The organism is Rickettsia slovaca 13-B (assembly GCF_000237845.1).
GTDB lineage: Bacteria > Pseudomonadota > Alphaproteobacteria > Rickettsiales > Rickettsiaceae > Rickettsia > Rickettsia rickettsii.
In genome coordinates, this window is the sequence record NC_016639.1 from 114,052 (window position 1) to 135,236 (window position 21,185).

Sequence of the window (21,185 nt, forward strand, 5' to 3'; positions counted from 1 at the left end):
TTTTTAAATACAAACGAGGCGAATTATATAATTTTTGTTAACTTATGTGAACTATTAATTACTAATTTTTGTTAACCAATAAATTTTTTAGCCAAAATGTGTTTAATATATCACAAGCTAATGTATACTCCGAATTTTAAACTTTTTGCAAAAGGAGTATGTAATAATACTTTTGAAAGAAATGTACTTCAGTTTTTGGTAAATATAAAATATGCAAATTCAATTTCACTTATATAACACTCTTAGTCGTACTAAAGAGGTTTTTAATCCTCAAGATCAAGCTAACGTAAAAATGTATGTATGTGGACCGACTGTTTATTATAATCCTCATATAGGCAATAGTAGGTCGGGAGTAGTATATGATTTACTTTATCGTATAGTTATAAAAATATTCGGTGAGAAGGCAGTAAAATATGTACGTAACATTACGGATGTTGACGATAAAATTATCGATAGAGCTGCACTACTTGGTGTTACTATTGATGAGTTGACTGATAAAGTTACGAAAGAGTTTCATAAAAATATGGCATATTTAGGTTGTATGTTACCTAGTATTGAGCCGAAAGCTACAAAGCATATTGATGTAATGATCGCAATAATAGAACGCTTAATAGCAAAAGATCATGCATATATTGCTGATAATCATGTTTATTTTGATGTTTTATCAGCGCCAAATTATACGGAATTATCTAACCGAAATTTAGAAGAAATGTTTGAGGGAGTGCATGTAGAAAATAGTAAAACCAAAAAAAATCCACAAGATTTTGTATTATGGAAACCGGCAAAGCAAAATGAATCGGCAAATATGAATTTTGAAAGCCCCTGGGGACTTGGTCGTCCTGGATGGCATATTGAATGTTCAGCCATGAGCTACAAATATTTAGGTGAGAATTTTGATATTCACGGCGGCGGAGCAGATTTAATCTTTCCGCATCATACCAATGAGATTGCTCAAAGTAGATGTGCTTTTCCAAGTTCTACCTATGCTAAATATTGGGTACATAATGGGTTTCTAACGGTTAACGGTGAGAAAATGAGTAAATCTCTTGGTAATTTTATTACTGTAAGGGATTTAATGGATAAACAAATTCAAGGAGAAGTAGTAAGGTTATTTTTATTAAGTAGTCACTATAGGCGTCCTCTTGATTATAATGATAAAGCTATAGAAGATGCTAAGAAAACTTTAGATTATTGGTATAGAGCTATAGAAAATATTAATGTGCAGAAAATAGATTTACCTCATGATTTCATGCAAAGCTTACTTGATGATATGAATACGCCGCTTGCCGTTAAAATCATTAATGACTACGCTAAAGGTGTTTTTATTTCTAAAACTGAAGAAGAAAGGCAGCTTAACGCCTCTGCTATTATTACTTGTGCTAATTTTATTGGTTTAATGAATAAGACTCCACACGAGTGGTTTAATAGCGGTGTGGATGAACTCTATATAAATGAGCTTGTAAATAAGCGTTTGGAAGCAAAAAAACAAAAAAATTGGTTATTAGCCGATCAAATTCGTAACCAGTTATTAGAGGAAAAAATAATTCTAGAAGATCGACCTGATGGTACTACTATTTGGCGAAAAGAATAAAAGCTTGTAAATTACGCAATATGCGTATATAATTTATGGGCTTGTAAGTCGTCATTGCGAGGAAATTATGTAATAATTGACGAAGCAATCTCACAGGATATTTGATGAGATTGCCACGCAGTCTACGGCTGCTCGCAATGACGATTATCCAAAACTTAAGCAAAAAATTCACACGTAAGATATATGTTAGTTCATTAGAATGGACATCTTACGGAGGTATAAACTAACAATTAGGAGAATTGAAAAATGTCAAAAATACCATCTGTTAACATTAAAGCATTATTAGATGCGGGCGTGCATTTCGGTCACAAGACCTCACGCTGGAATCCTAAAATGGCATCTTATATATATGGTGAACGTGATGATGTTCATATAATCGATTTAAGACAAAGTGTCGCTTTAATGAGCGTTGCTTTGAATGCAATATATGAAACTGTAAAAAAAGACGGTAAAATATTATTTGTAAGTACTAAAATACAGGCAAGCGATATTATAGCGGAATATGCCGAAAAATGCGGGCAGTATTATGTAAATCATAGATGGCTTGGTGGTATGCTAACTAACTGGAAAACTATTGCGGGTTCAATAGAAAAGCTAAATAAGTTAGACAAAACCTTAGAAAACGAAGAAGCACTTATGGGTTATACTAAGAAAGAGATACTCAATATGAGCCGTAAGAAAGATAAATTACTTCTATCTCTTGCCGGTATTAGAAATCTTAATTCTAAACCTGATCTTCTAGTAGTTATTGACACTAATAAAGAGCATATCGCAATTAATGAAGCGGTAAAGCTTAATGTTCCTATAGTTGCAGTAGTTGATACTAATTCTAATCCTGATAATGTAGATTATCCTATTCCGGGTAATGATGATTCTATAAGATCAATAAGACTTTATTGTAGTTTATTTGCAGATGCGGCATTACAAGGACTTGAAGAATCAATGAAAGCTTCAGGAGTTGATATGGGTGCTATGCAAGAGCATACAGATAAGGGGTTAACTTCTAAAAATGTTTCTAAATTAAAACAAGCTAAAAAATTCTCTAAAACGAAAAATATTGATGAAGAGACAAATACAGAATTTGAGCAAGCATTAAATGATGTCGATGAAAATAAAAATTCTGATAATGCATAAGTGTTGTTGCATGGATCGGATTTCCCATTGTCATCCCGCGACTTGATCGCGGGATCCAGCTTAAAATAATAATAATATTATTAGTATTTTAAATTGTTTTTATGGACCCCAGGAGCAAGCCACGGGGTGACACCGGGGTCGTTCTTCGAGCTACAACCCAAGCCAAATATAATAATTAAGGAGAAAGTAATGTATGAGTGAAATAAATATAAGTGCTGCAGCAGTTAAAGAATTAAGAGAAAAAACCGGTGCAGGTATGATGGATTGCAAAAAAGCATTAATAGAAACCAGTGGTAATTTTGAAGAAGCTATTGATTTTCTTCGTAAGAAAGGTTTAGCTGCTGCTGCAAAGAAAGCCGGACGCATTGCTTCTGAAGGTTTAACGGCTGCAAAAGTTGATGGGCTTACCGGAGTGGTCATTGAAGTAAATTCCGAAACGGATTTTGTTGCTAGAAATGAGCAGTTTCAGGATCTAGTTAAGGATATTGCAAATCTTGCAGTAATTGCAAAAACTATAGACACGCTAAAAACATTTAAAATGCAAAGCGGTAAATCAGTTGAAGAAGAAATTATAGAAAATATCGCTACAATCGGTGAAAATTTAACATTACGTCGTATGGATATATTAGAGATATCTGAAGGAGCAATCGGTTCGTACGTGCATAATGAAGTTGTATCGAATTTAGGAAAAATTTCCGTATTAGTAGGTCTTGCGTCTAACGCAAAAGATAAAGCAAAACTAGAAGCTTTAGCTAAACAAATTGCTGTTCATGTAGCAGGAAATAACCCGCAAAGTATAGATGATTCAAGCTTGGATCAAGCACTCGTAGAGCGTGAGAGAAAAGTATTTTTTGAAAAATCTAAAGAAGAAGGAAAGCCTGATAATATTATAGCAAAAATGGTAGAAGGTAGAATACGTAAATTCTTCTCGGAAGTTGTATTACTTCAGCAAAATTTCTTATTTGAACCTAAACTTACCGTTGCGGAAGTAATTAAAAATGCTGAAAAAGAACTCGGTGCAGAAATTAAAATTGCCAAATTTATTAGATACGAACTTGGTGAAGGTATAGAACACGAAGAAAAAAACTTTGCCGATGAAGTAGCTGCCATTACGCAAGGTTAATGGGCTTGTTTCATAGCTTCAATGTCATTCCCGCGTGGATACCAAATCGTCATTGCGAGCATGCGTTGTTGTGCAGATACAATTCTATCCTGTCATCCCGCGACTTGATCGCGGGATCCAGTAAAAATGTAAAAACACCTAATACTAGTTATTTTTATGAATACCGTGGTCAAACCACGGTATGACACCGAATACGTTTTTCTATCCACGCAATAATACCTTCCCGTGGTCAATTGAACTAGGTGACAGTAAAAAACTCGTGAATACTCACTCACACCTTTTCAAAGCAAACAAAGGCGAATTTAGGATAAGTGCTTATTCTAAACTCGTATTTATAATATCTCTCTAACTACAATCAACTAGCTATTAATAAATAATTTTCGGTTTTTTACTTTATAATAAAAGATTTATATTGACTTAATCATAGAAAATCTTACATTAATTGTTATTATTAGTTTAAATGAAGAGCATTTTATGTCAAGGACACAAGAGGAATATGCTGCACAAATTTATGCTGCCGAAGAGCATCGTAGGAGACAAGCTAATTATAGTGATAATGATGCCGAATTGCTTGAAGTTATTATAGTATGTGCCGGTTATGCATGTTATAAAGCAGTAGAAGGGGCAGTAAAAGTTACCGTCACAGGAAGTAAAATTATAGAAAACGCCTATAAGATAGGAAGTGGACAAATAGCAGTACTCGGTACTGATGCCGAAAGTAAAATAACTTATATAACAAAGCATCCTTCGTCTCGAGGTAATACGAGTACTCCCACTCAGTCGATGACAACTAATCGTGTAGATCCTTTAGAGCAAACTCCCCCTAATACTACTCCTACCTCTAAAAGAGAAAAGGCTAAAATATACGGAAAAAAACTGGTAGATAGTGCAAAGATTGGAGCTAAAACCCTTTCAAACGCTTATAAAGTGACAATCGGTACAATAGAAGTCGTCGGTCCAGGAAGTGATTTTTAACAGCACCGGTAAGGAAAAATTTATATTTTCTGAACCTACTAAGCTTAAAGTTGTTCAAAAAGAATTTAAAACCGAAAACGGTTATAAGTGCGGTATTGTGTTGGAAGAGACAATTGAAGCTTCCTTAACATTAAGATTAAATAACAAGCGTATAGTTAAGATTAAAGAATTTAGAAGCATGATTGTCCCTGATACTACAGAAGATACAGGAGAAACTTTTGATATTTCGCTAATTTTAAAATATTCTGATGGGGCAAACATGCCTAAAGCAGATTCTGCTTTTTTTTTAAAGATACATTACGGTAGAGACGGAAAATTAAATAAGTTATCGTTGCCAAACCCACCTATAATTTTTCATAACCAATGGTATCCGGCCTTAACCGTTTATAAAGGTGAATTATGTTCTTTGCCTATAAGTAGTGGGTATTATAGGTATTTGAATAAGAAAATACTAGAAAATAACGGAAGTATAGAAATCAGTCACGTAGATCCTGAATTTACTATAGAGCTTTTAGGAGAATAAGAGTTTTTAGTTAAATTCTATCAAAGAAACTTCGTAATTACTTTTAAATATTCATCTAGGACTTTTTGGTTGTCCTTAATAAATTTTAAAGCATTTTCGCGGTAAGCTGTAAGTTCTAGAGCATTATTAGACCTGAGTAGATATGTTAGTTTAGTTAGTAAATCTTCACCGTTTTTGATTTGGATAGCTGCTTCATTTTGCAGTACGCCTTTAGCGATATCGGTGTTTTTGCTCATATCGGGACCGAATATAATACAATTAGAGAAATATGCTGCTTCTAAAATATTATGCCCGCCTTGTTTAAAAGAACCGCCGATAAAAGAAATTGTAGCTACAGAAAAAAATAGTCCCATTTCGCCGAACCTATCAACTATATAAAGATCATCGCTTAAAACAGGTAAATCATTTTGCGACTTAGCGGTAGCGGATAAATTATGTGACTTACAATTATCGATAATTGATTTAACTCGCTCAGGATGTCTTGGAATTAAGATAATATAGCAGTCTAAAAACTGCTCTTTTAGGTTTTTGATTATAGGCAAAATCACCTCTTCATCTTCGGGGTGAGTGCTGGCAAATAGCACGACTCGCTTATTGTCTAAATGTAAGCTTAATTTTGATAACTCTTCTTGATTAACCGGAAGTTTTTCGTTGGCAAATTTAATATTGCCTAAATTCACTGCATCTGATACGCCAAGTTCATTGAATTTTTGTAAGTCACGTTCGCTTTGCACGATAATTTTACTGCAATTTTTGAGAATAAGCTGAAAAAAGCTTTTTCTTTGTAGCCAAGCTTTAAACGATTTATCGGAAATACGAGCATTAACTAGTAGTAATTTACACTGCTTTGCTCCCTCATTAATAGTACACGGCCATAATTCCGATTCTATAAAAATGCCTAAATCAGGTTGCCAATTTCTTAAAAATTTTCGAGTAAAAATAATATTATCTATCGGTAAAAATTGGTGAACTGCTATTTTAGGTAATTTGGCAGTTAATATTTTAGCGGAGCTGTTAGTCCAAGAAGTTACTAGAAAACGAACGTCAGGGTAGCGTTTACTTATATTATGTATTAATGTTAAAGCTACCATAGACTCGCCAATGCTTGCTGCATTAATCCATATCAGCCTTCGTGCATCACTTGCTTCTAAAGGTAATTTATACGTCGATCCTAACCCTTCATCCTCACGTATTAGTGTATACGCTGTGGTTCGCAGTGAAGTGTCTCCTTTAAATTCCTCTTTATTAGCGGACGTTTGCATAAAGTCTAATGAATTGTCTTGTCTGTGTTTGCCAATAGCAAAACGCTCTTGGATGCGTCTTATATCTTCTTTACCTATTAATAAACGTATAAGAATTATGATAAAATAAACAGGTAATAATATAAAGCTTAAAGCATAATATAATAACATCATTTCTTTAAACTTTCTGTTAAGCTTGCTAATTGTTTTTCAAGGCTTATATGGTTTTGTATTTTATCATTTGTGAGTTCTAAAGGCGAGCCAACTATGATTTTAATGGTACCAAACGGTAGGGGTATTATTAATTTATCCCAACTTTTTAATCTGAAACATCTAGAAGTGGAGCTGACTATAGTAATAAGTTTTGTGTTATATCTATAGGCAATTTCGGTAATACCGCTATTTACTTTATATACCGGTCCTTTAGGACCGTCCGGCGTGACTATTATATTTGCACCTTGAGATAACTTACCTATAATATTACGTAAAGCTCCAATTGGATTTTTATTAGTAGAACCTACTATCACTCTGCAACCGAATTTTCCTACTAGATCGTTTAAAATTTTTCCGTCTAAATGCGGTGATATTAAAGCATAGATATTTCTATGTCCTATAAACATAGACGGACTTAAGGCAAGCATATTATGCCAAAATGCAAAGATTACCCCTTGTTCGTTTAGGAATTTTTCCTTATTGCCGTTATCGTAAAATATAAATTTCTGCTTTGAAGTAAAGTAAACAAAACGCAAATACCAATATAGTAAAATAGTAATTATACTAAGTACGTATTTATTATTTTTTAAAAATTTTTTAAAAACTTTCCGCATTATTTTTTTGTTGGTTTAGGTGGCTTTTTAACTTTTCCGTCATTGCGAGGAAATTACGAAGTAAGTGACGAAGCAATCTCAGGATATTTGACGAGATTGTCACGCAGCCTATGGCTGTTCGCAATGACGATTTGGTATCCATGCAAAGCCTTAAGCAGGAATGACATCGATTGTTCTCTCAATTCTAATACAAGCTTTTTCTAGCTCTTCCATAGAAGTAGCATAAGAGATTCTAAAATATCCCTCTAAGCCGAAAGCGATACCAGGTACTACGGCAACTTTTGCTTCTTCAAGTAAATATTCGGCAAAATCATTACTATTTGCAATAATTGTTCCTGATTTAGTTTTATGCCCAAATATTTTATCGCATTTAACAAATAAGTAAAACGCCCCTTCCGGCTTATAGCATTCAAAATATTTTACTCTTTTCAAAATTGATAAAGCAAGATCACGCTTTTTTTGATAATTTAAAGCATTAGGCTTTATATAATCTTGAGGACCGTTTAATGCTTCAATAGCAGCCATTTGACTTATTGAACAAGGGTTTGAAGTACTTTGCGACTGAATAATAGTCATTGCTTTAATCAAAGTTTTAGAGCCTGCACCGTAGCCTATACGCCAACCCGTCATAGAATAAGCTTTAGATACTCCGTTTACGGTAAATATTCTCTTTTTTAAATCAGGTGCTATTTGGGCTAATGTATAAAATTTAAAATCATCAAAAGTAATATGCTCGTAAATATCATCGGACATTACGTTTACATGTGAATATTTTCTTAAAACTTTAGCAATATTTTCTAGTTCTTCAAAATTATAGCTTGCACCTGTTGGATTACTAGGTGAGTTAATAATAAGCCACTTAGTTTTATCCGTAATTGAACGTTCTAAAGCTTCTGCACTTAATTTAAAGTTATTTTCAATTCCGCAATTTACAAAAACAGGTGTTCCTGTGCTAAGTGCAACCATATCAGGATATGAAACCCAATAGGGTGCTGGAATAATTACCTCATCCCCTTGGTCTAAAGATGCCATAAACAAATTATATATAACTTGCTTACCGCCGGTGCTTACTATTATTTCATCAAGTTCGTAATCTATATTATTTTCACGTTTGAATTTGTCTTTTATTGCTTGCTTTAAAAGAGGCATACCCTCAACGTTAGTATATTTAGTAAAGCCGTCTTTAATCGCTTTAATCGCCGCTTCCTTAATATTGTCAGGCGTATCAAAATCAGGCTCACCGGCACCGAGTGTGATAATATCAACTCCCGCTTTTTTAAGTTCAAGAGTTTTTTTAACGACTGCAAGGGTCGGCGACGGTTTTATAGAACTTAGCCTCGTAGAAATAATTGACATAATTTGAGTCCGTATTAAATGAAAGCTATAGTAAAATCGGTAATTTCAAGAAATAAATATTAATTCTTATAATGAAATCTACAATTATATATTATAATTTGTTTAGTATTGACAGAATATAAATGTTTCTTTTGTAGATTCATATTCTTCTTCGGTTAAAAGAATAATATTCTTATGATTCTTTCTTTTAATAAGATAAGGGACATGATCGTTTTCTACGGTATTTAGTACAGAGCTTAAGTTTTTTCTAAATGAAGTGCCGCTAATTGAGTTCATGAGCTACCTACTGATGTACATATAATAACATGTACATCCTAGCTTCAATACCATTAATTCACAAGTAAAATTATTATTTTATTTAAAAATTTATCAAGATATGCTTTATTATAGTAAGTAATATTAATTTAGTAATTAAACTATGCTCGGTAAAATAAAAGACAAAATCAAACATTATTGCTTAACTATAATAAATGTACCGAATTTTATTAAGAATAAAATTTTAGAATTTAAAAATTATATAAGTGATTGTAAATATAAATTCTCTCATTTAACCGAAACTAATTATCAACTTGGACTCGATCATTTATATAGAGGTAATTTAAATGATGCATTACTTAGGTTTAAACTAGTCGATAAATTTTTTAATCCTAATGATTCTAAAGTATATTCTCAACTCGGATGGGTTTATTTTTTAAAAAATAATTACAGGCAAGCTATAGAATATTTAGAAAAATCTAATGAAAAATATAAACCTATATTTATAAATTTTTTGAAAAATTATAAGGATATTACTGAAATACCTCAAGAAATTTGTGGAAAATATCGTGATTTAACTGCACAATATTATCCTACTATTTTTAATAACGATAAAAATATCCATCTTCCGTATAGGTTTGTTAATGAAGCACTTAAGCAGATATCTGATTTACCGGATAATTACTCTATTTTGGAACTTGGAAGTAATATAGGGCTTGTAGGTTATGAAATACAAAAACGTTTTCCGGAACGTTTTACTTTAACCGGTGTAGAAGTTTCTGCTTTAATGAATAAGTTACAAGCAACATATTACCCGAACACTAAAATTTACGATCAAATATATAATATTGCTATCGATGAATTTTTAAAACAAAACTCTAATAAATTTGATATTATTTTTAGTTTTTGCGGATTATCGTTTACTAACAATTTAATAGAATATTTTAATTTAATATACTCATCTCTTAATAAACAAGGGTATTTTGCCCTTTGTTTACCGAATGCGACGAAGACACAATTTTCAGTAAAACGCAAAGAATTTATTTTTAACTTGAATGAAATAAATAATTTTTTACAAAAAAATAATTTTACTATATTAACTTCGGAAGAAATAATACTAGCGGAAAACAATAAATATAGTATTATTGTTTGTAAGAAAACAGCATAAATCAATGAGAATATTAATTATATTATCCATTATTTTATGTTCATTATCGATAAGAGCTGATCTTGAATATGTTGATAATGAAATATATAACTATAATGGTGGAAGCAATGAAAACGGTTGCGTGGAAGTTTATGATCCATATGAAAAATTTAACCGTAAAGTGTTTGTATTTAATTCTGTATTAGATTATATAATATTGCGTCCTTTAGCGATAGGTTATAAGAACATCACGAATGATTATGTAAAAGCACGCGTTAATAGTTTCGTCAGTAATGTCGATACACCGCTTACGGCGGTAAATTACGGGCTTCAGTTAAATTACGATAAAACTATGAAAAGCGTTTGGCGGTTTCTCATTAACACGACGCTTGGCATAGGCGGTTTATTTGACGTGGCAGGTAAAGTAGGTTTGCCGTCTGATCGTCAAACTTTCGGTAGTACCCTCGCACATTATGGAGTTGCCCCAGGTCCTTATTTAGTATTGCCGATAATCGGTAGTACTAACGCAAGAGATATGACGGATTCGGTAATTACTAATTATGCTCTTAATCCATTAATGTACTACACTCATAATGATTTTGACTTAGGAGTACTAGCAGTTAGTAAAATAAACGATCGATATGTTGTATTACCGTTTAGTGATTATGTGATGAAGAATTCTACCGATCCTTATGTGGCTATTAGATCAGCATTACATCGTGTTCGTGAAGCATCGGTTCAATATCCTGAAAATTTTAAATGTCCTAAACCCAAGAATTAATGAAATTAAAGAGGATTATATGCAAAAAATTATTACAGGTTTATTTTTATTAGTTATGACGTTTTACGCTTATTCTAATGAAAAAGTGCCTGCCGGTTTGAACAGTTACGTTACTAATTTAGTAAATGAAGCTTCTAGTATATTAAACGATAGTAAGTTATCTGAGCGAGTAAAAATTGCTAAAGCACGTGAGTTAATGTCTCAGAACCTAGATTTTGATTGGATGGCTAAATATACATTAGGCAGAAATGGGATAAAAACTTTATCAGGTGGGCAGGTTCAGGAATTCATCAAAGTTTACTCTAAATATGTTACTAAATCTTATACTGATTTAATAAAAGATTATAAAGGCAAACAGCCTAAAATAGTAGGAGTTCGTCCTTTAAGCTCAACCGATTTTATGGTTGCTATGAATATCATTAGTAATAAAGAGCAAGACCCTATTAAAGTAGAATATCTTGTACGTGAAATGAAAGGAAACGGAAAAGACGTTTTTAAAGTTTCTGATATAATTACGGAAGGTGTAAGTCTTATTGGAGCTCAACAAGACGAGTTTACCGATACTTTAAAAAATCAAGGCTTTAAGGCACTAATACAAAAATTAGAAAGTCGTTCTTAAGCTTATTTCACTTTCATCTTAAATCGTCATTGTGAGGAGGTATTGTTGCGTAGACACCTCGTCGTCATTGCGAGGAAATTGCGTAGCAATTGACGAAGCAATCTCAGGAGTTTGTTATTATTGCATGAGATTGCCACGCAGTCTACGACTGCTCGCAATGACGATTAGATATCCACGCAACAAAGCCCGCTCGCTAATAGCGTTAAACAACATAAATCACTCACATGAAAATCTTAGCAGGTAAGTAGTAATAAGTTACTTGCAACGCGTTTAGCTATAGCATTAAATATTAAATATATTGAGCCGAAAATTACCTATTTCAATGATTCCGAAATAAAAGTAGAAATTCAAAAATCGTTTCATAATGAAGATATAATCATAGTACAATCCACATCAAAACCCGTTAATGATCGCTTAATTGAGTTGTTTTTGCTAGTAGATGCAGCAAAAAAAGCGGGAGCACAAATCGAATAATTTTAGTAATGCCTTATTTTGGTTATGCAAGGCAAGATAATATAAATTCTCAAAATATAATTCCTGCTAAGTTAATAGCAGATTTTTTAGAGAAGCTCGGAGTAAACCATGTAATTACTATTGCTTTACACTCCGATAAAATAGAGAAATTTTTTAATATTCCTGTTTCTAATCTTGAACCTATAAATTTATATATCCCGTTTTTAAGCACTTATAGCAATTTCGTTATAGTTACACCTGATAAAGGAAGTATCAATCGAGTTCAAAAAATTAGTAATTTACTAAATATAGATTCAGCTTATATAAACAAAGAAAGGGATATAAATAATAATTGCGAGATTGATATCAATCACAAGTAGTGTAGAGGGCAAAAATTGCATATTAATTGATGATATTATAGATAGTGGAGAAACAATCGTAAAAGCAGCGAGATTTTTAAAAGAACATTCGGCTTTATCGGTTAGTGCTTTTATAACTCATGCAGTGCTTTCTGCCGGCCGGTTCTAAAAATTCGATAATAGACCTCTTGGAGAACGAAGCTAATAAAGAGGAATTTGTAGGAAACACGGAACGCAGCACCGCAGCGTACACTTTAGTACGTGAGGATGCGAGTATTGGATTGACGTACAAATTACCTTTAGAAGCAAGTTATGCAAGAGGTCTAATAGACAATATTTTTATCACGGATACTAGAAACAAGTGACTTATCTACAAAATTTCATATAATACCCGTATTGTCTATCATCGTAAAAGAGTTAATAAATATACTATGAGCTTGTGTACTGTAGAAATAAATCTATCTACAATAAAAAATAATTACCTTTTATTACAAGATATTTGCAAAACCTCATTAGTCGGTGCTGCCGTTAAAGCTAACGGTTACGGTCTTGGAGCAGTACAAATTTCTAAAGCTTTAATAGAAGAAAATTGTAGGCATTTTTTTGTGGCCTCAAGTGAAGAAGGAGTGAATTTACGCAACGCTTTAGGATTAGATGTTAATATTTTAGTTCTTAACGGCGTTTTTGAACATGATGCTTTAGAGCTGATAGAATATAATTTAACACCTGTCCTAAATAACTTAAAACAAATAGAAATTTGGCAAAAATTTAGTAATTTGAAAAACCGATTATTGCCTTGTTATTTACATTTCAATACGGGGATTAATCGTCTTGGCTTAAGCTCTGATGAGATAGAGCAGCTCATTAATGATCGTGATTTGTTAAAAGGGCTAGATTTACAATATATTATAAGCCATCTAGCTATATCCGAGGAAATAGATAATCCTTATAATCTAGAACAATTAAACAGATTTAAAGCTTATTTACAATATTTCCCAAACGTCAAAGCAAGCCTTGCTAATTCCGGCGGCATATTTTTAGGACAGGATTACCATTTTGATTTAGCAAGACCAGGGGCAGCCTTATATGGTCTTAATCCCTTAACAAAGAATCCCGTAACCTTAAAAGCTCCTATAATTCACTTACAGAATTTGACACTAGATAGCCATATCGGTTATAATATGACTTTTACAACTAAGCGTGATAGTGTCATTGCAACGTTACCGCTTGGTTATGCCGATGGGTTTAGTCGTAATTTTAGCAATCAAGGCGAAGTATTTATTAACAGTCGTAGCGTTCCTATAGTAGGGCGAGTATCGATGGATTTAATAAATATCGATGTTACCGATCTACCACCATCCGAGATTTTTCTAGGGCAGGAAGCGGAAATTATCGGAAATTATTGCACGCCCGATAAAATAGCGAGTATTATAGGTACTATCGGGTATGAGGTATTAACTAACCTTGGTAGTAGATATAAAAGAAAGTATATCGGGTAGATATCTGTGTCATACCATGGTTTGACCACGGTATCCAGAAAAAAATTAAAAAAGACTGGATCCCGCGATCAAGTCGCGGGATGACATTAGAGGTTACTGGATTCCTGCTTGCGCAGAAATGACATAGCGTACTTAAATTAAATAGAAAAAATACAAATGTTATTCAATATAGCTAATTCGGTCGGTAAACGTACTGTAAAGTTTGCACAAAGTGTAGGTAGTTTTTCTCTATTTAGCTTTGCTGCCGTTAGCAGTATCATAAGACCGCCTTTATATTTGAGTTTAATCATCAGACAATTATTATTTATCGGGTTTCACTCGCTTCCGGTTGTTGCGATGACGACTTTTTTCTCAGGGGCGGTACTTGCATTACAGAGCTATATCGGTTTTTCCCGTTTCTCAGCTGAAAGCTCTATTGCAACGGTAGTAGTATTGTCGCTGACTAGAGAGCTTGGACCTGTCTTAGCTGGACTAATGGTAGCGGGAAGAGTTGGGGCATCAATCGCCGCCGAAATAGCCACAATGAGAGTAACGGAGCAGATAGATGCTTTATATACTTTATCTACCGATCCTATTAAATATTTAGTTTTTCCAAGAGTAATAACAGCTATTATTACAATGCCTTGTCTTGTTTTAATCGGGGATATAATTGGTGTTATGGGCGGTTATTTGGTAGGGGTATATAAACTTGATTTTAATAGTGCAGCTTATTTAACCAGTACTTTTCAGTATTTAGAACCGATTGACGTAATTTCCGGTCTTGTTAAAGCAGGAGTTTTTGGGTTTATTATTTCTATAATAAGTTGCTATAGCGGCTATTATTCAGGTAAAGGGGCTAAGGGAGTTGGAAGAGCAACTACCTCGGCAGTAGTGAATTCTTCTATCCTTATCTTAATCAGTAATTATTTAATAACCGAATTATTTTTTAAAGTATAGGTATACTCGTTTAATTTGAAAAATTGGTTTTGTTGTTTTATATTTTTTGATCCTCACGTACGTTTATGTACGCTGCGGTCAAAAAATATAAAACGCCTAGCTCTTTTCCAAATTAAACGAGTATACAGTTTTTTTGTTTATTTGGAGTATGCATGAGTGTAGAAGAATTTAAAATTAAAATTCGGTCATTATATAAATCATTTGCTAATCATAAGGTGTTAGACGGAATAGATTTGGATGTAAAAAAGGGCAGTTCATTAGTGATTTTAGGTGGTTCTGGTAGTGGCAAATCAGTTCTAATTAAAAATATAGTAGGATTGATTAAACCTGATAAAGGTAAAATTTTTATTGATAATGTAGAAATCCAAGATATCTCAAGTAAACAAAAATTTGAGATTATGGATGGTATAGGTTTTTTATTCCAAGGCGGAGCATTATTTGACTCCTTAAATATACGTGATAATATTACTTTCGAGACTAAAAAATTATCTAAGAAAGAAAAAAACGACCTTGCCGGTGCAAAGCTTAATGCCGTTGGTTTATCTCCTAGAATACTCGAGCTTTACCCTGCCGAATTATCGGGAGGAATGCAAAAAAGAGTAGCACTTGCTAGGGCTATTTGTAGTACACCGTCGATTTTATTTCTTGATGAACCGACCACAGGGCTTGATCCTATCATGGCAAATGTTATCAACGAATTAATTATAAAAATCCAAGAAGAGTTAGAGGCAACTACGATTACTATAACTCATGATATGATTAGTGCCGCAAAAATAGCTAAAGAAGTAGCTATGATTTATCAAGGAAAAATTAAATGGTACGGTAGTAAAGATGAAATGCGTAATAGTGATAATCCTTATTTAAAACAATTTATAAATGGATTAACTACTGGGCCTATAGAGGTATAAAATGTTTAAGAACTTATTATGTATAATAATATTTCTAGGTATAAATCTAAATGTTTATGCTATAAATTCTAGCTCTTATACGACAGATGATATAATAAAAATAGTAATTATTCTTGGAATAGTTATTTTAATTTTTAGTCCTGCAAAATTCCGTATAATCGTTATCGGTACTATGTTAGGCTTGTCTTGTGCCTATTTCACGTATAAATACATCGTACCTATCTTTATTTCTTTACTAAATGGACCATAAAGATAAATATTGCTATTAGTGACGCCCCACATCTCAGCTATTTTCTCTTCTAATAGTATCAATTTAATATTCTACAATTAATCTAAAGCTCTAACTCCCCCGTGATAGCCATCTAATTCAAAAGAATTGGGATGTATATTTTTACATGCATCTAAACCTATTATATTAATCATATTAGTATTATTATCAATACCATTTAAAGTAGTACGAATATCTTCCAAGTATTTAGATGATTCAGGCGAATCATTACCTACAATTATTCGTACTTTTATTAAATCTTGTTCTATCAATTCATTCTGATTAAAGTCAGTAATTAATTGCTCTAACTGTTGTGAATTAATATTTCTAGCTAATGCTATTTTATTTCATTTTACGGAAAAGAAACTACAGGCAATCTCTTCATTTAAATCTTTAGTATAAATTACTAAATCATCATTTATATCAAAAATTTTATATTCTTGTGAGTTAATTTCAATTTGCATAGTTTATTTACTTTGTTGATTATTTTTGTGTAAAGCAATATTTTTATTGGGAAGAGTATAGCTAGATGCAGCTATTTTTGTCTTAGTACTTATATTTTTTTAATATCTTATCACTTGTTAAGTTTAATTTTGGTTCATTTTTTGTTTTATTACTACTAAAAATATTTATGAACAAATCTTTTATTTTTTGTACACTTTTTTGTATCCAGGATTTTTTAATATTACTATCTTGTTGGTAGGTAGAATGAGTAAGTGCTAATGTTTTATTAATTTCTGAACGTACACTTTCCAACGGATTTAAATTGTTAGATAATAAATAATCAGTTTTAGCTATTAAATTATTTACTAATTTTGGATTAGTTTTTTGAATTTCCTCTGCTACTTTAGTAAGTGGTCTTGATATTTGATTAGATTGCCATGTGTCCATAGAATTAGGATTTTGATTAGATCCTAATAAATATTGCTGAATAATATGTTTTTGTTGGATTTCATTTAAAGAGCGATTAGGTATATTTTTATTTTTAGTGAAATCAAAAGCTTTATAAAGTACAGGAGTATTACTTCCTATACTTAAATGTACTTGTCTAGCAGTGGTTGTTTTATCCTCTCTATCCGGAACAGTTACCTGTTATTGGATCAAATATAATTCCTAATGGGGCTCCCTTGTCTTCTATATCTGCAGATTTTATATTTACGTTAAAGTGGTTAGTTAATTCTTGTGTTACTTTACGAATATTACCATCGGATACCGAAATTGATACTGCAGATCTATCACGCCCTCCTACTAAATAAGCTTCTAATTGAGTATTAGGAGGAAAGTTGCTTATTACATCATGTGTTAAAGAACCAGCATCAGTAAACCTGTCAACATGGGCTAATGCAGTTTTTTTAGTTAATGGATCATGTAAAATTACAGCAACGCATTGTTGAATGTTATCAGTGCCTATCTTTTCTTTATCAGAAAAACCAACTTTATGCTGTTCCACACGAACAGCTTCATAATCAACTATACCTTGCTGTAATGAGTAAGCATATGCATACTGCGCTATTGAATTTTCTTTACGGTTTTGAGTTTTATAAGCAGCTCCTAAAGCTAATCTTGCCATTAATTCTTTAGCTTGGCTAATGTTCCTTGTGGTTGATGTGCAGTGACTAATTCTTTGTATGAATTTTCGACATTATAATATTGCTTTGCTTCAAAAGAATTCTCTATGCTATCTTGAAATTGTTGAATAGCATTATCAAACAGTCCTAGCTGTTGATAGCTACGTCCTATCATAGTATTAATATAGGAAAGTAGGAAAGAAAATTACTGTCAGTTTGACCTATAGCAATTTGTTCAGCTTGTTGTAGTTGTTTAAGAGCAACAAGATGATTATCTATATAATTTTAATCCTTCATTATACAAAAAGCTGCTTGATTATGATCAATTTGCTCCTTTGTACTTAATGGTTTTGGATTAAGATTACTAATATATTCAGGAAAACTTGAAGGCAACTCGCCTAATTTTTTAATTAGTCCGGTGATATTACCTTGAACTGGCTTCCCATTAATAAGCATAGATTTATAATAGTTTAATTAATTTATATTTTTATATACAACTCTGTTATTTAATAAAAATCAAGCATTAGCTAATACTTAGCTACAAAATAATTATCTCTTGACACTAGGGGAGTATTGCTTTATATTCTTTATCTATTGTATATACTGGATGAACTTCAAAATTGGCTACGTCGTTCTACAAGATCTGCGGTGCTCACTTATTAAGTATAAGCTCCGCTTCTCGGCGTGTGAACTCTTAGCTCTTTTTGAAGTTGATCTTCGTATATGACTCTTCATTTACTTGAAGTATATTTTATAAGTTTTAAGGTATTTAGCTTATGTCTCGTAAGTGCGAACTCACAGGTGTGGGTGTTTTATACGGCAACAATGTATCACATTCTCAGCGTAAAACTAGAAGACGTTTTGAACCTAACCTAAGATCGGTTAAGTTTACAAGTGATATAACAGCCGGGGAATATAGATTATCGGTTAATGCTAGATGTATTAGTTCAGTGGAAAAAGCCGGGGGTTTTGATGCATATATTCTAAAAGCCGATGATAATGTTTTATCAAGTAACGCTAGAGCTATTAAGAAAAAAATAATTCAGACTAAAACAGCAAAATCATTATGAAAAGCGGTATACATCCAGAATATAAAAAGTTTTTGATTAAAGTAGGAAGCGATGTTTTTGAAACAATGTCTACTCATCCTACAGGTGAAATTTTAATGGATGTTGATTTTAGAAAGCATCCGGCATGGAATAAAGATTCCAGAAATGTAGTAAATCAATCGAACAAAAGTGTTAGTGATTTTAATAAAAGATTCTCAGGTCTTTCTTTCGGTAGTAAGAAAGAAGCTAGCTAGGCTTTGTTTGTGGATAACAAATCGTCATTGCGAGGAAATTGCATAGCAATTGACGAAGCAATCCAGTAAACAATTTTGATTTATAGAATTTTTTTATTATTTTTTCTGGGTTGCCGTGCAGTCTACGACTACTCGGTATTTACGCAAGAATGACACTAACAACAAAATATAACACAGATAAATCGTCAATTCTCAATTATTGCGGGGTGGAGCAGCTTGGTAGCTCGTCAGGCTCATAACCTGAAGGTCGTTGGTTCAAATCCAGCCCCCGCTACCATATTTTTTAATGTCATGCTAGCTCACTTATAGCGTTATTGAAGTCTGCTGATGCCATTCCTAACTCAGTGTTGTTGCTTGGTATTCACGCAGGCAATGCCTTACATCCAATACGAAAGCAAATTATGACTACTCAGAAAATAGTGCCTACAAAATCAACTGATGGCAGTAAGCTTTTTCGTCATCAAGCTAAATTTGTAGCCGGTGCTATGAATATAAATCAAATCCCCAATTTTTCATTACCGGAAATTGCTTTTGTCGGTAAGTCAAATGTCGGCAAATCAAGCCTAATAAACACGATATGTAATAATAAAAATCTTGCCAAAGTTTCTAATACTCCAGGGCGTACTAGGCAAATCAATTTCTTTAACCTTGCAGATAAACTTATTATAGTTGACCTTCCCGGTTATGGTTTTGCTAATGTTCCTATATCAGTCAAAGAGCAGTGGGGAGTGTTAATTAGTTATTATTTACGAAATAGTTATAATTTAAGGTTAGTTAACTTATTGATTGATTCAAGAAGGGGTATAAAAGAAAATGATAAGAAAGTAGCTGATCTATTACTTGCAAATAAAAGAGAATTTCAAATTATTTTCACAAAATCCGATAAAGTTACGGATCATAAAAACCTTCACGATGAAGCACAGAATTTTCTTGCAACTTTAAACTACTCATGTAATGTTATGTATGTAAGCAATAGGAGTAAAGAAGGTGCAAGAGAACTTAAAGCTAGTTTGGCAAAATGCATCAAACCTCAAAAATAAAGAGGTAGATAGTATTTCTTCATTAAATAACATTGCTATAATTAAGAATATAATAAAGTGTAGTAGTGAGTTGAAGAATCAAGCAATAGTTCTAAAATTACCTGCTACTATTATTATTGACGATAAATTATTTACGGCTTTTATTGAATCTGTTAGATTGCTTGAGATATGCGGTGCTAAAATATATATAGTACATGATCATATTGATTTACGAAGTTCGTCTTTAATATCACAAATAGATGAAAATTTTAGTCAAAAAATTAGTAAAATAAGCGACTATAGTTCTCTAAATAATCCTATTATTATGGAAATTTTATCCAGTTACGTTAACAAGCTTATAGTAACAAAGTTAAGTAGTATAGGTTGTTATGCAGTTGGTATTTCAGGTAAGGATGCTAATTTACTGCAAGCAAAAAAATCAAAACTATCTTACCGAAAAATTGTAAATCATGATGTTATAAATATTGGTTTTTTAAGCGAGCCTATTATGATTAATCCAGAAATTTTATTAAATTTTGCAGATAATAATATTATACCCGTGATAGCACCGTTTGCGAGCGACGATCAGGAGAAAACGCATTTATTAAATGTTAACTTAACGTTAGCAACAATTGCTTCTGCATTAAGTGCAGAACATTTAATATTGCCATATGAGATATTACAGGTATCCGAGACGTTTCCGTATAATATAAAAATACGAGATATTAACTTGTTGAAATCAATGTTAGATGATAGTAATAATTTCATCGAAGAAGCATTAATTAAGATAGCAGTTAATGCCCTTGAAAATAATAATGGTTACGTACATTTTGTGAATAGTGAAGCACCGAATTCAATATTGTCAACTATGTTTGATATTAATATAAATTAATAGAGGTTTTTTATGGCAGGAGCATTAGCATCCGATCTTTTATTTGTAGGGTTAACTAGACCGCCGATGATATTTGGAGTAAGTATTAAGTTTGCTGCATTAAATATGATAATGACGATGATAGTATTTATTTGGAATAACGGCATTATGATTTTATTCATTGCAGCTGCTTTGCATTTAGTAGCTTATATTATATGTTTTAAAGAACCGAGATTCATAGAGCTATATTTAAATAAAATGTCAAGAACTAGCCAATGTCCTAATAAATTTTACTACGGAGCAAATTCGTATAATATTTGAGTTTTATGTCATTCCCGCGTAGGCGGGAATCCAGTAACATTTAATGTCATACCGCGCCTTGATCGCGGTATCTTAGGACACAGTCTGTGATACAAGATCCCGTGGTCG

30 protein-coding genes and 1 tRNA gene are annotated in these 21,185 nt (G+C 32.4%); 22 read left to right on the forward strand and 9 right to left on the reverse strand.

What is annotated here, in order from left to right; genetic code table 11:
• Positions 1-211 precede the first annotated feature (211 nt).
• From cysS to RSL_RS08460, 5 genes are all read left to right on the forward strand, one after another.
• Positions 212-1,591 carry a cysteine--tRNA ligase gene (cysS, locus tag RSL_RS00615; protein ID WP_014273155.1) on the forward strand — a complete coding sequence of 460 codons (1,380 nt, stop codon included), beginning with the start codon at positions 212-214 and terminating at the stop codon, positions 1,589-1,591.
• Positions 1,592-1,837: 246 nt separating this feature from the next.
• Entirely contained in the window at positions 1,838-2,725 is an 888-nt protein-coding gene (gene rpsB, locus RSL_RS00620; RefSeq protein ID WP_014273156.1) for a 30S ribosomal protein S2, read from the forward strand.
• 193 nt (positions 2,726-2,918) lie between these two features.
• A complete protein-coding gene (gene tsf / locus RSL_RS00625) occupies positions 2,919-3,848 on the forward strand; it encodes a translation elongation factor Ts (RefSeq protein WP_014273157.1) in 930 nt (309 codons plus the stop codon).
• A gap of 474 nt (positions 3,849-4,322) precedes the next feature.
• Positions 4,323-4,823 (forward strand): hypothetical protein, encoded by a 501-nt coding sequence (locus tag RSL_RS00630; protein WP_014419692.1) that lies wholly within the window; start codon positions 4,323-4,325, stop codon positions 4,821-4,823.
• Positions 4,813-5,346, forward strand: coding sequence for a Sca4 family protein (locus RSL_RS08460; RefSeq protein ID WP_014419693.1), 534 nt, complete (start codon positions 4,813-4,815; stop codon positions 5,344-5,346). The genes RSL_RS00630 and RSL_RS08460 overlap by 11 nt, the downstream gene beginning before the upstream one ends.
• 20 nt (positions 5,347-5,366) lie before the next feature.
• On the opposite strand, the gene waaA is transcribed toward RSL_RS08460, so the two are convergent.
• The 4 genes from waaA to RSL_RS00655 form a co-directional block, all read right to left on the reverse strand.
• Positions 5,367-6,761: a lipid IV(A) 3-deoxy-D-manno-octulosonic acid transferase gene (gene waaA, locus RSL_RS00640; protein WP_014273158.1), complete on the reverse strand. Its 1,395-nt coding sequence runs from the start codon at positions 6,759-6,761 to the stop codon at positions 5,367-5,369.
• Entirely contained in the window at positions 6,758-7,414 is a 657-nt protein-coding gene (locus RSL_RS00645; protein WP_012736612.1) for a lysophospholipid acyltransferase family protein, read from the reverse strand. The genes waaA and RSL_RS00645 overlap by 4 nt, the downstream gene beginning before the upstream one ends.
• A 150-nt stretch (positions 7,415-7,564) precedes the next feature.
• Positions 7,565-8,770: a pyridoxal phosphate-dependent aminotransferase gene (locus RSL_RS00650; RefSeq protein WP_014273159.1), complete on the reverse strand. Its 1,206-nt coding sequence runs from the start codon at positions 8,768-8,770 to the stop codon at positions 7,565-7,567.
• 102 nt (positions 8,771-8,872) lie between these two features.
• Positions 8,873-9,046 carry a type II toxin-antitoxin system Phd/YefM family antitoxin gene (locus tag RSL_RS00655; protein ID WP_014273160.1) on the reverse strand — a complete coding sequence of 58 codons (174 nt, stop codon included), beginning with the start codon at positions 9,044-9,046 and terminating at the stop codon, positions 8,873-8,875.
• A gap of 142 nt (positions 9,047-9,188) precedes the next feature.
• On the opposite strand from RSL_RS00655, the gene RSL_RS00660 reads away from it, so the two are divergent.
• The 11 genes from RSL_RS00660 (at position 9,189) to RSL_RS00700 (ending at position 15,977) form a co-directional block, all read left to right on the forward strand.
• Entirely contained in the window at positions 9,189-10,193 is a 1,005-nt protein-coding gene (locus RSL_RS00660; RefSeq protein ID WP_014273161.1) for a methyltransferase domain-containing protein, read from the forward strand.
• A gap of 4 nt (positions 10,194-10,197) precedes the next feature.
• A complete protein-coding gene (locus RSL_RS00665; RefSeq protein ID WP_014273162.1) occupies positions 10,198-10,953 on the forward strand; it encodes an MlaA family lipoprotein in 756 nt (251 codons plus the stop codon).
• A gap of 19 nt (positions 10,954-10,972) precedes the next feature.
• The gene (locus tag RSL_RS00670) at positions 10,973-11,572 is read left to right on the forward strand and encodes an MlaC/ttg2D family ABC transporter substrate-binding protein (RefSeq protein ID WP_004996745.1); all 600 of its coding nucleotides are present in this window, start codon (positions 10,973-10,975) and stop codon (positions 11,570-11,572) included.
• A 297-nt stretch (positions 11,573-11,869) separates the two neighbouring features.
• On the forward strand, positions 11,870-12,046 hold the full coding sequence (locus RSL_RS10360; protein WP_267878489.1) for a ribose-phosphate pyrophosphokinase-like domain-containing protein: 177 nt from the start codon (positions 11,870-11,872) through the stop codon (positions 12,044-12,046).
• An 8-nt stretch (positions 12,047-12,054) separates the two neighbouring features.
• Entirely contained in the window at positions 12,055-12,405 is a 351-nt protein-coding gene (locus RSL_RS00675; protein WP_014419694.1) for a ribose-phosphate pyrophosphokinase-like domain-containing protein, read from the forward strand.
• Positions 12,386-12,553: a phosphoribosyltransferase family protein gene (locus RSL_RS00680; protein WP_014419695.1), complete on the forward strand. Its 168-nt coding sequence runs from the start codon at positions 12,386-12,388 to the stop codon at positions 12,551-12,553. The genes RSL_RS00675 and RSL_RS00680 overlap by 20 nt, the downstream gene beginning before the upstream one ends.
• Positions 12,525-12,749, forward strand: coding sequence for a palindromic element RPE1 domain-containing protein (locus RSL_RS07060; RefSeq protein WP_014419696.1), 225 nt, complete (start codon positions 12,525-12,527; stop codon positions 12,747-12,749). Before RSL_RS00680 ends, RSL_RS07060 begins: the two co-directional genes overlap by 29 nt.
• A gap of 66 nt (positions 12,750-12,815) precedes the next feature.
• Positions 12,816-13,883: an alanine racemase gene (locus tag RSL_RS00685; RefSeq protein ID WP_010976808.1), complete on the forward strand. Its 1,068-nt coding sequence runs from the start codon at positions 12,816-12,818 to the stop codon at positions 13,881-13,883.
• A 156-nt stretch (positions 13,884-14,039) separates the two neighbouring features.
• Entirely contained in the window at positions 14,040-14,819 is a 780-nt protein-coding gene (locus RSL_RS00690; RefSeq protein ID WP_004996740.1) for an MlaE family ABC transporter permease, read from the forward strand.
• Between the two features lie 152 nt (positions 14,820-14,971).
• Positions 14,972-15,727 (forward strand): ABC transporter ATP-binding protein, encoded by a 756-nt coding sequence (locus tag RSL_RS00695; protein WP_012736620.1) that lies wholly within the window; start codon positions 14,972-14,974, stop codon positions 15,725-15,727.
• A gap of 1 nt (position 15,728) precedes the next feature.
• A complete protein-coding gene (locus RSL_RS00700; RefSeq protein ID WP_004996738.1) occupies positions 15,729-15,977 on the forward strand; it encodes a DUF5510 family protein in 249 nt (82 codons plus the stop codon).
• 77 nt (positions 15,978-16,054) lie between these two features.
• Here the strand turns inward: RSL_RS00700 and RSL_RS00705 are convergent, their stop codons facing one another.
• From RSL_RS00705 to RSL_RS09215, 5 genes are all read right to left on the reverse strand, one after another.
• Entirely contained in the window at positions 16,055-16,267 is a 213-nt protein-coding gene (locus tag RSL_RS00705) for a hypothetical protein (RefSeq protein WP_014273163.1), read from the reverse strand.
• Positions 16,268-16,541: 274 nt separating this feature from the next.
• On the reverse strand, positions 16,542-16,886 hold the full coding sequence (locus tag RSL_RS00710) for a hypothetical protein (protein ID WP_014273165.1): 345 nt from the start codon (positions 16,884-16,886) through the stop codon (positions 16,542-16,544).
• A 181-nt stretch (positions 16,887-17,067) separates the two neighbouring features.
• Positions 17,068-17,565: a hypothetical protein gene (locus RSL_RS00715; protein ID WP_014273166.1), complete on the reverse strand. Its 498-nt coding sequence runs from the start codon at positions 17,563-17,565 to the stop codon at positions 17,068-17,070.
• Positions 17,565-17,738, reverse strand: a complete 174-nt coding sequence (locus RSL_RS09210) for a hypothetical protein (RefSeq protein WP_016769858.1) — start codon at positions 17,736-17,738, stop codon at positions 17,565-17,567. Before RSL_RS09210 ends, RSL_RS00715 begins: the two co-directional genes overlap by 1 nt.
• A 110-nt stretch (positions 17,739-17,848) precedes the next feature.
• Entirely contained in the window at positions 17,849-18,019 is a 171-nt protein-coding gene (locus tag RSL_RS09215) for a hypothetical protein (protein ID WP_014410348.1), read from the reverse strand.
• Between the two features lie 320 nt (positions 18,020-18,339).
• On the opposite strand from RSL_RS09215, the gene rpmB reads away from it, so the two are divergent.
• The 6 genes from rpmB (at position 18,340) to RSL_RS00745 (ending at position 21,077) form a co-directional block, all read left to right on the forward strand.
• Positions 18,340-18,633, forward strand: coding sequence for a 50S ribosomal protein L28 (rpmB, locus tag RSL_RS00720; protein ID WP_004996729.1), 294 nt, complete (start codon positions 18,340-18,342; stop codon positions 18,631-18,633).
• On the forward strand, positions 18,630-18,866 hold the full coding sequence (gene rpmE / locus RSL_RS00725; RefSeq protein WP_014273167.1) for a 50S ribosomal protein L31: 237 nt from the start codon (positions 18,630-18,632) through the stop codon (positions 18,864-18,866). Before rpmB ends, rpmE begins: the two co-directional genes overlap by 4 nt.
• A gap of 200 nt (positions 18,867-19,066) precedes the next feature.
• Positions 19,067-19,143: transfer RNA gene (locus RSL_RS00730), tRNA-Met, on the forward strand.
• 124 nt (positions 19,144-19,267) lie between these two features.
• Positions 19,268-19,906: a ribosome biogenesis GTP-binding protein YihA/YsxC gene (yihA, locus tag RSL_RS00735; protein ID WP_004996718.1), complete on the forward strand. Its 639-nt coding sequence runs from the start codon at positions 19,268-19,270 to the stop codon at positions 19,904-19,906.
• Positions 19,854-20,777 (forward strand): amino acid kinase family protein, encoded by a 924-nt coding sequence (locus RSL_RS00740; RefSeq protein ID WP_014419697.1) that lies wholly within the window; start codon positions 19,854-19,856, stop codon positions 20,775-20,777. The genes yihA and RSL_RS00740 overlap by 53 nt, the downstream gene beginning before the upstream one ends.
• Before the next feature lie 12 nt (positions 20,778-20,789).
• On the forward strand, positions 20,790-21,077 hold the full coding sequence (locus RSL_RS00745; RefSeq protein WP_010976817.1) for a type IV secretion system protein VirB3: 288 nt from the start codon (positions 20,790-20,792) through the stop codon (positions 21,075-21,077).
• Positions 21,078-21,185: the final 108 nt, after the last annotated feature.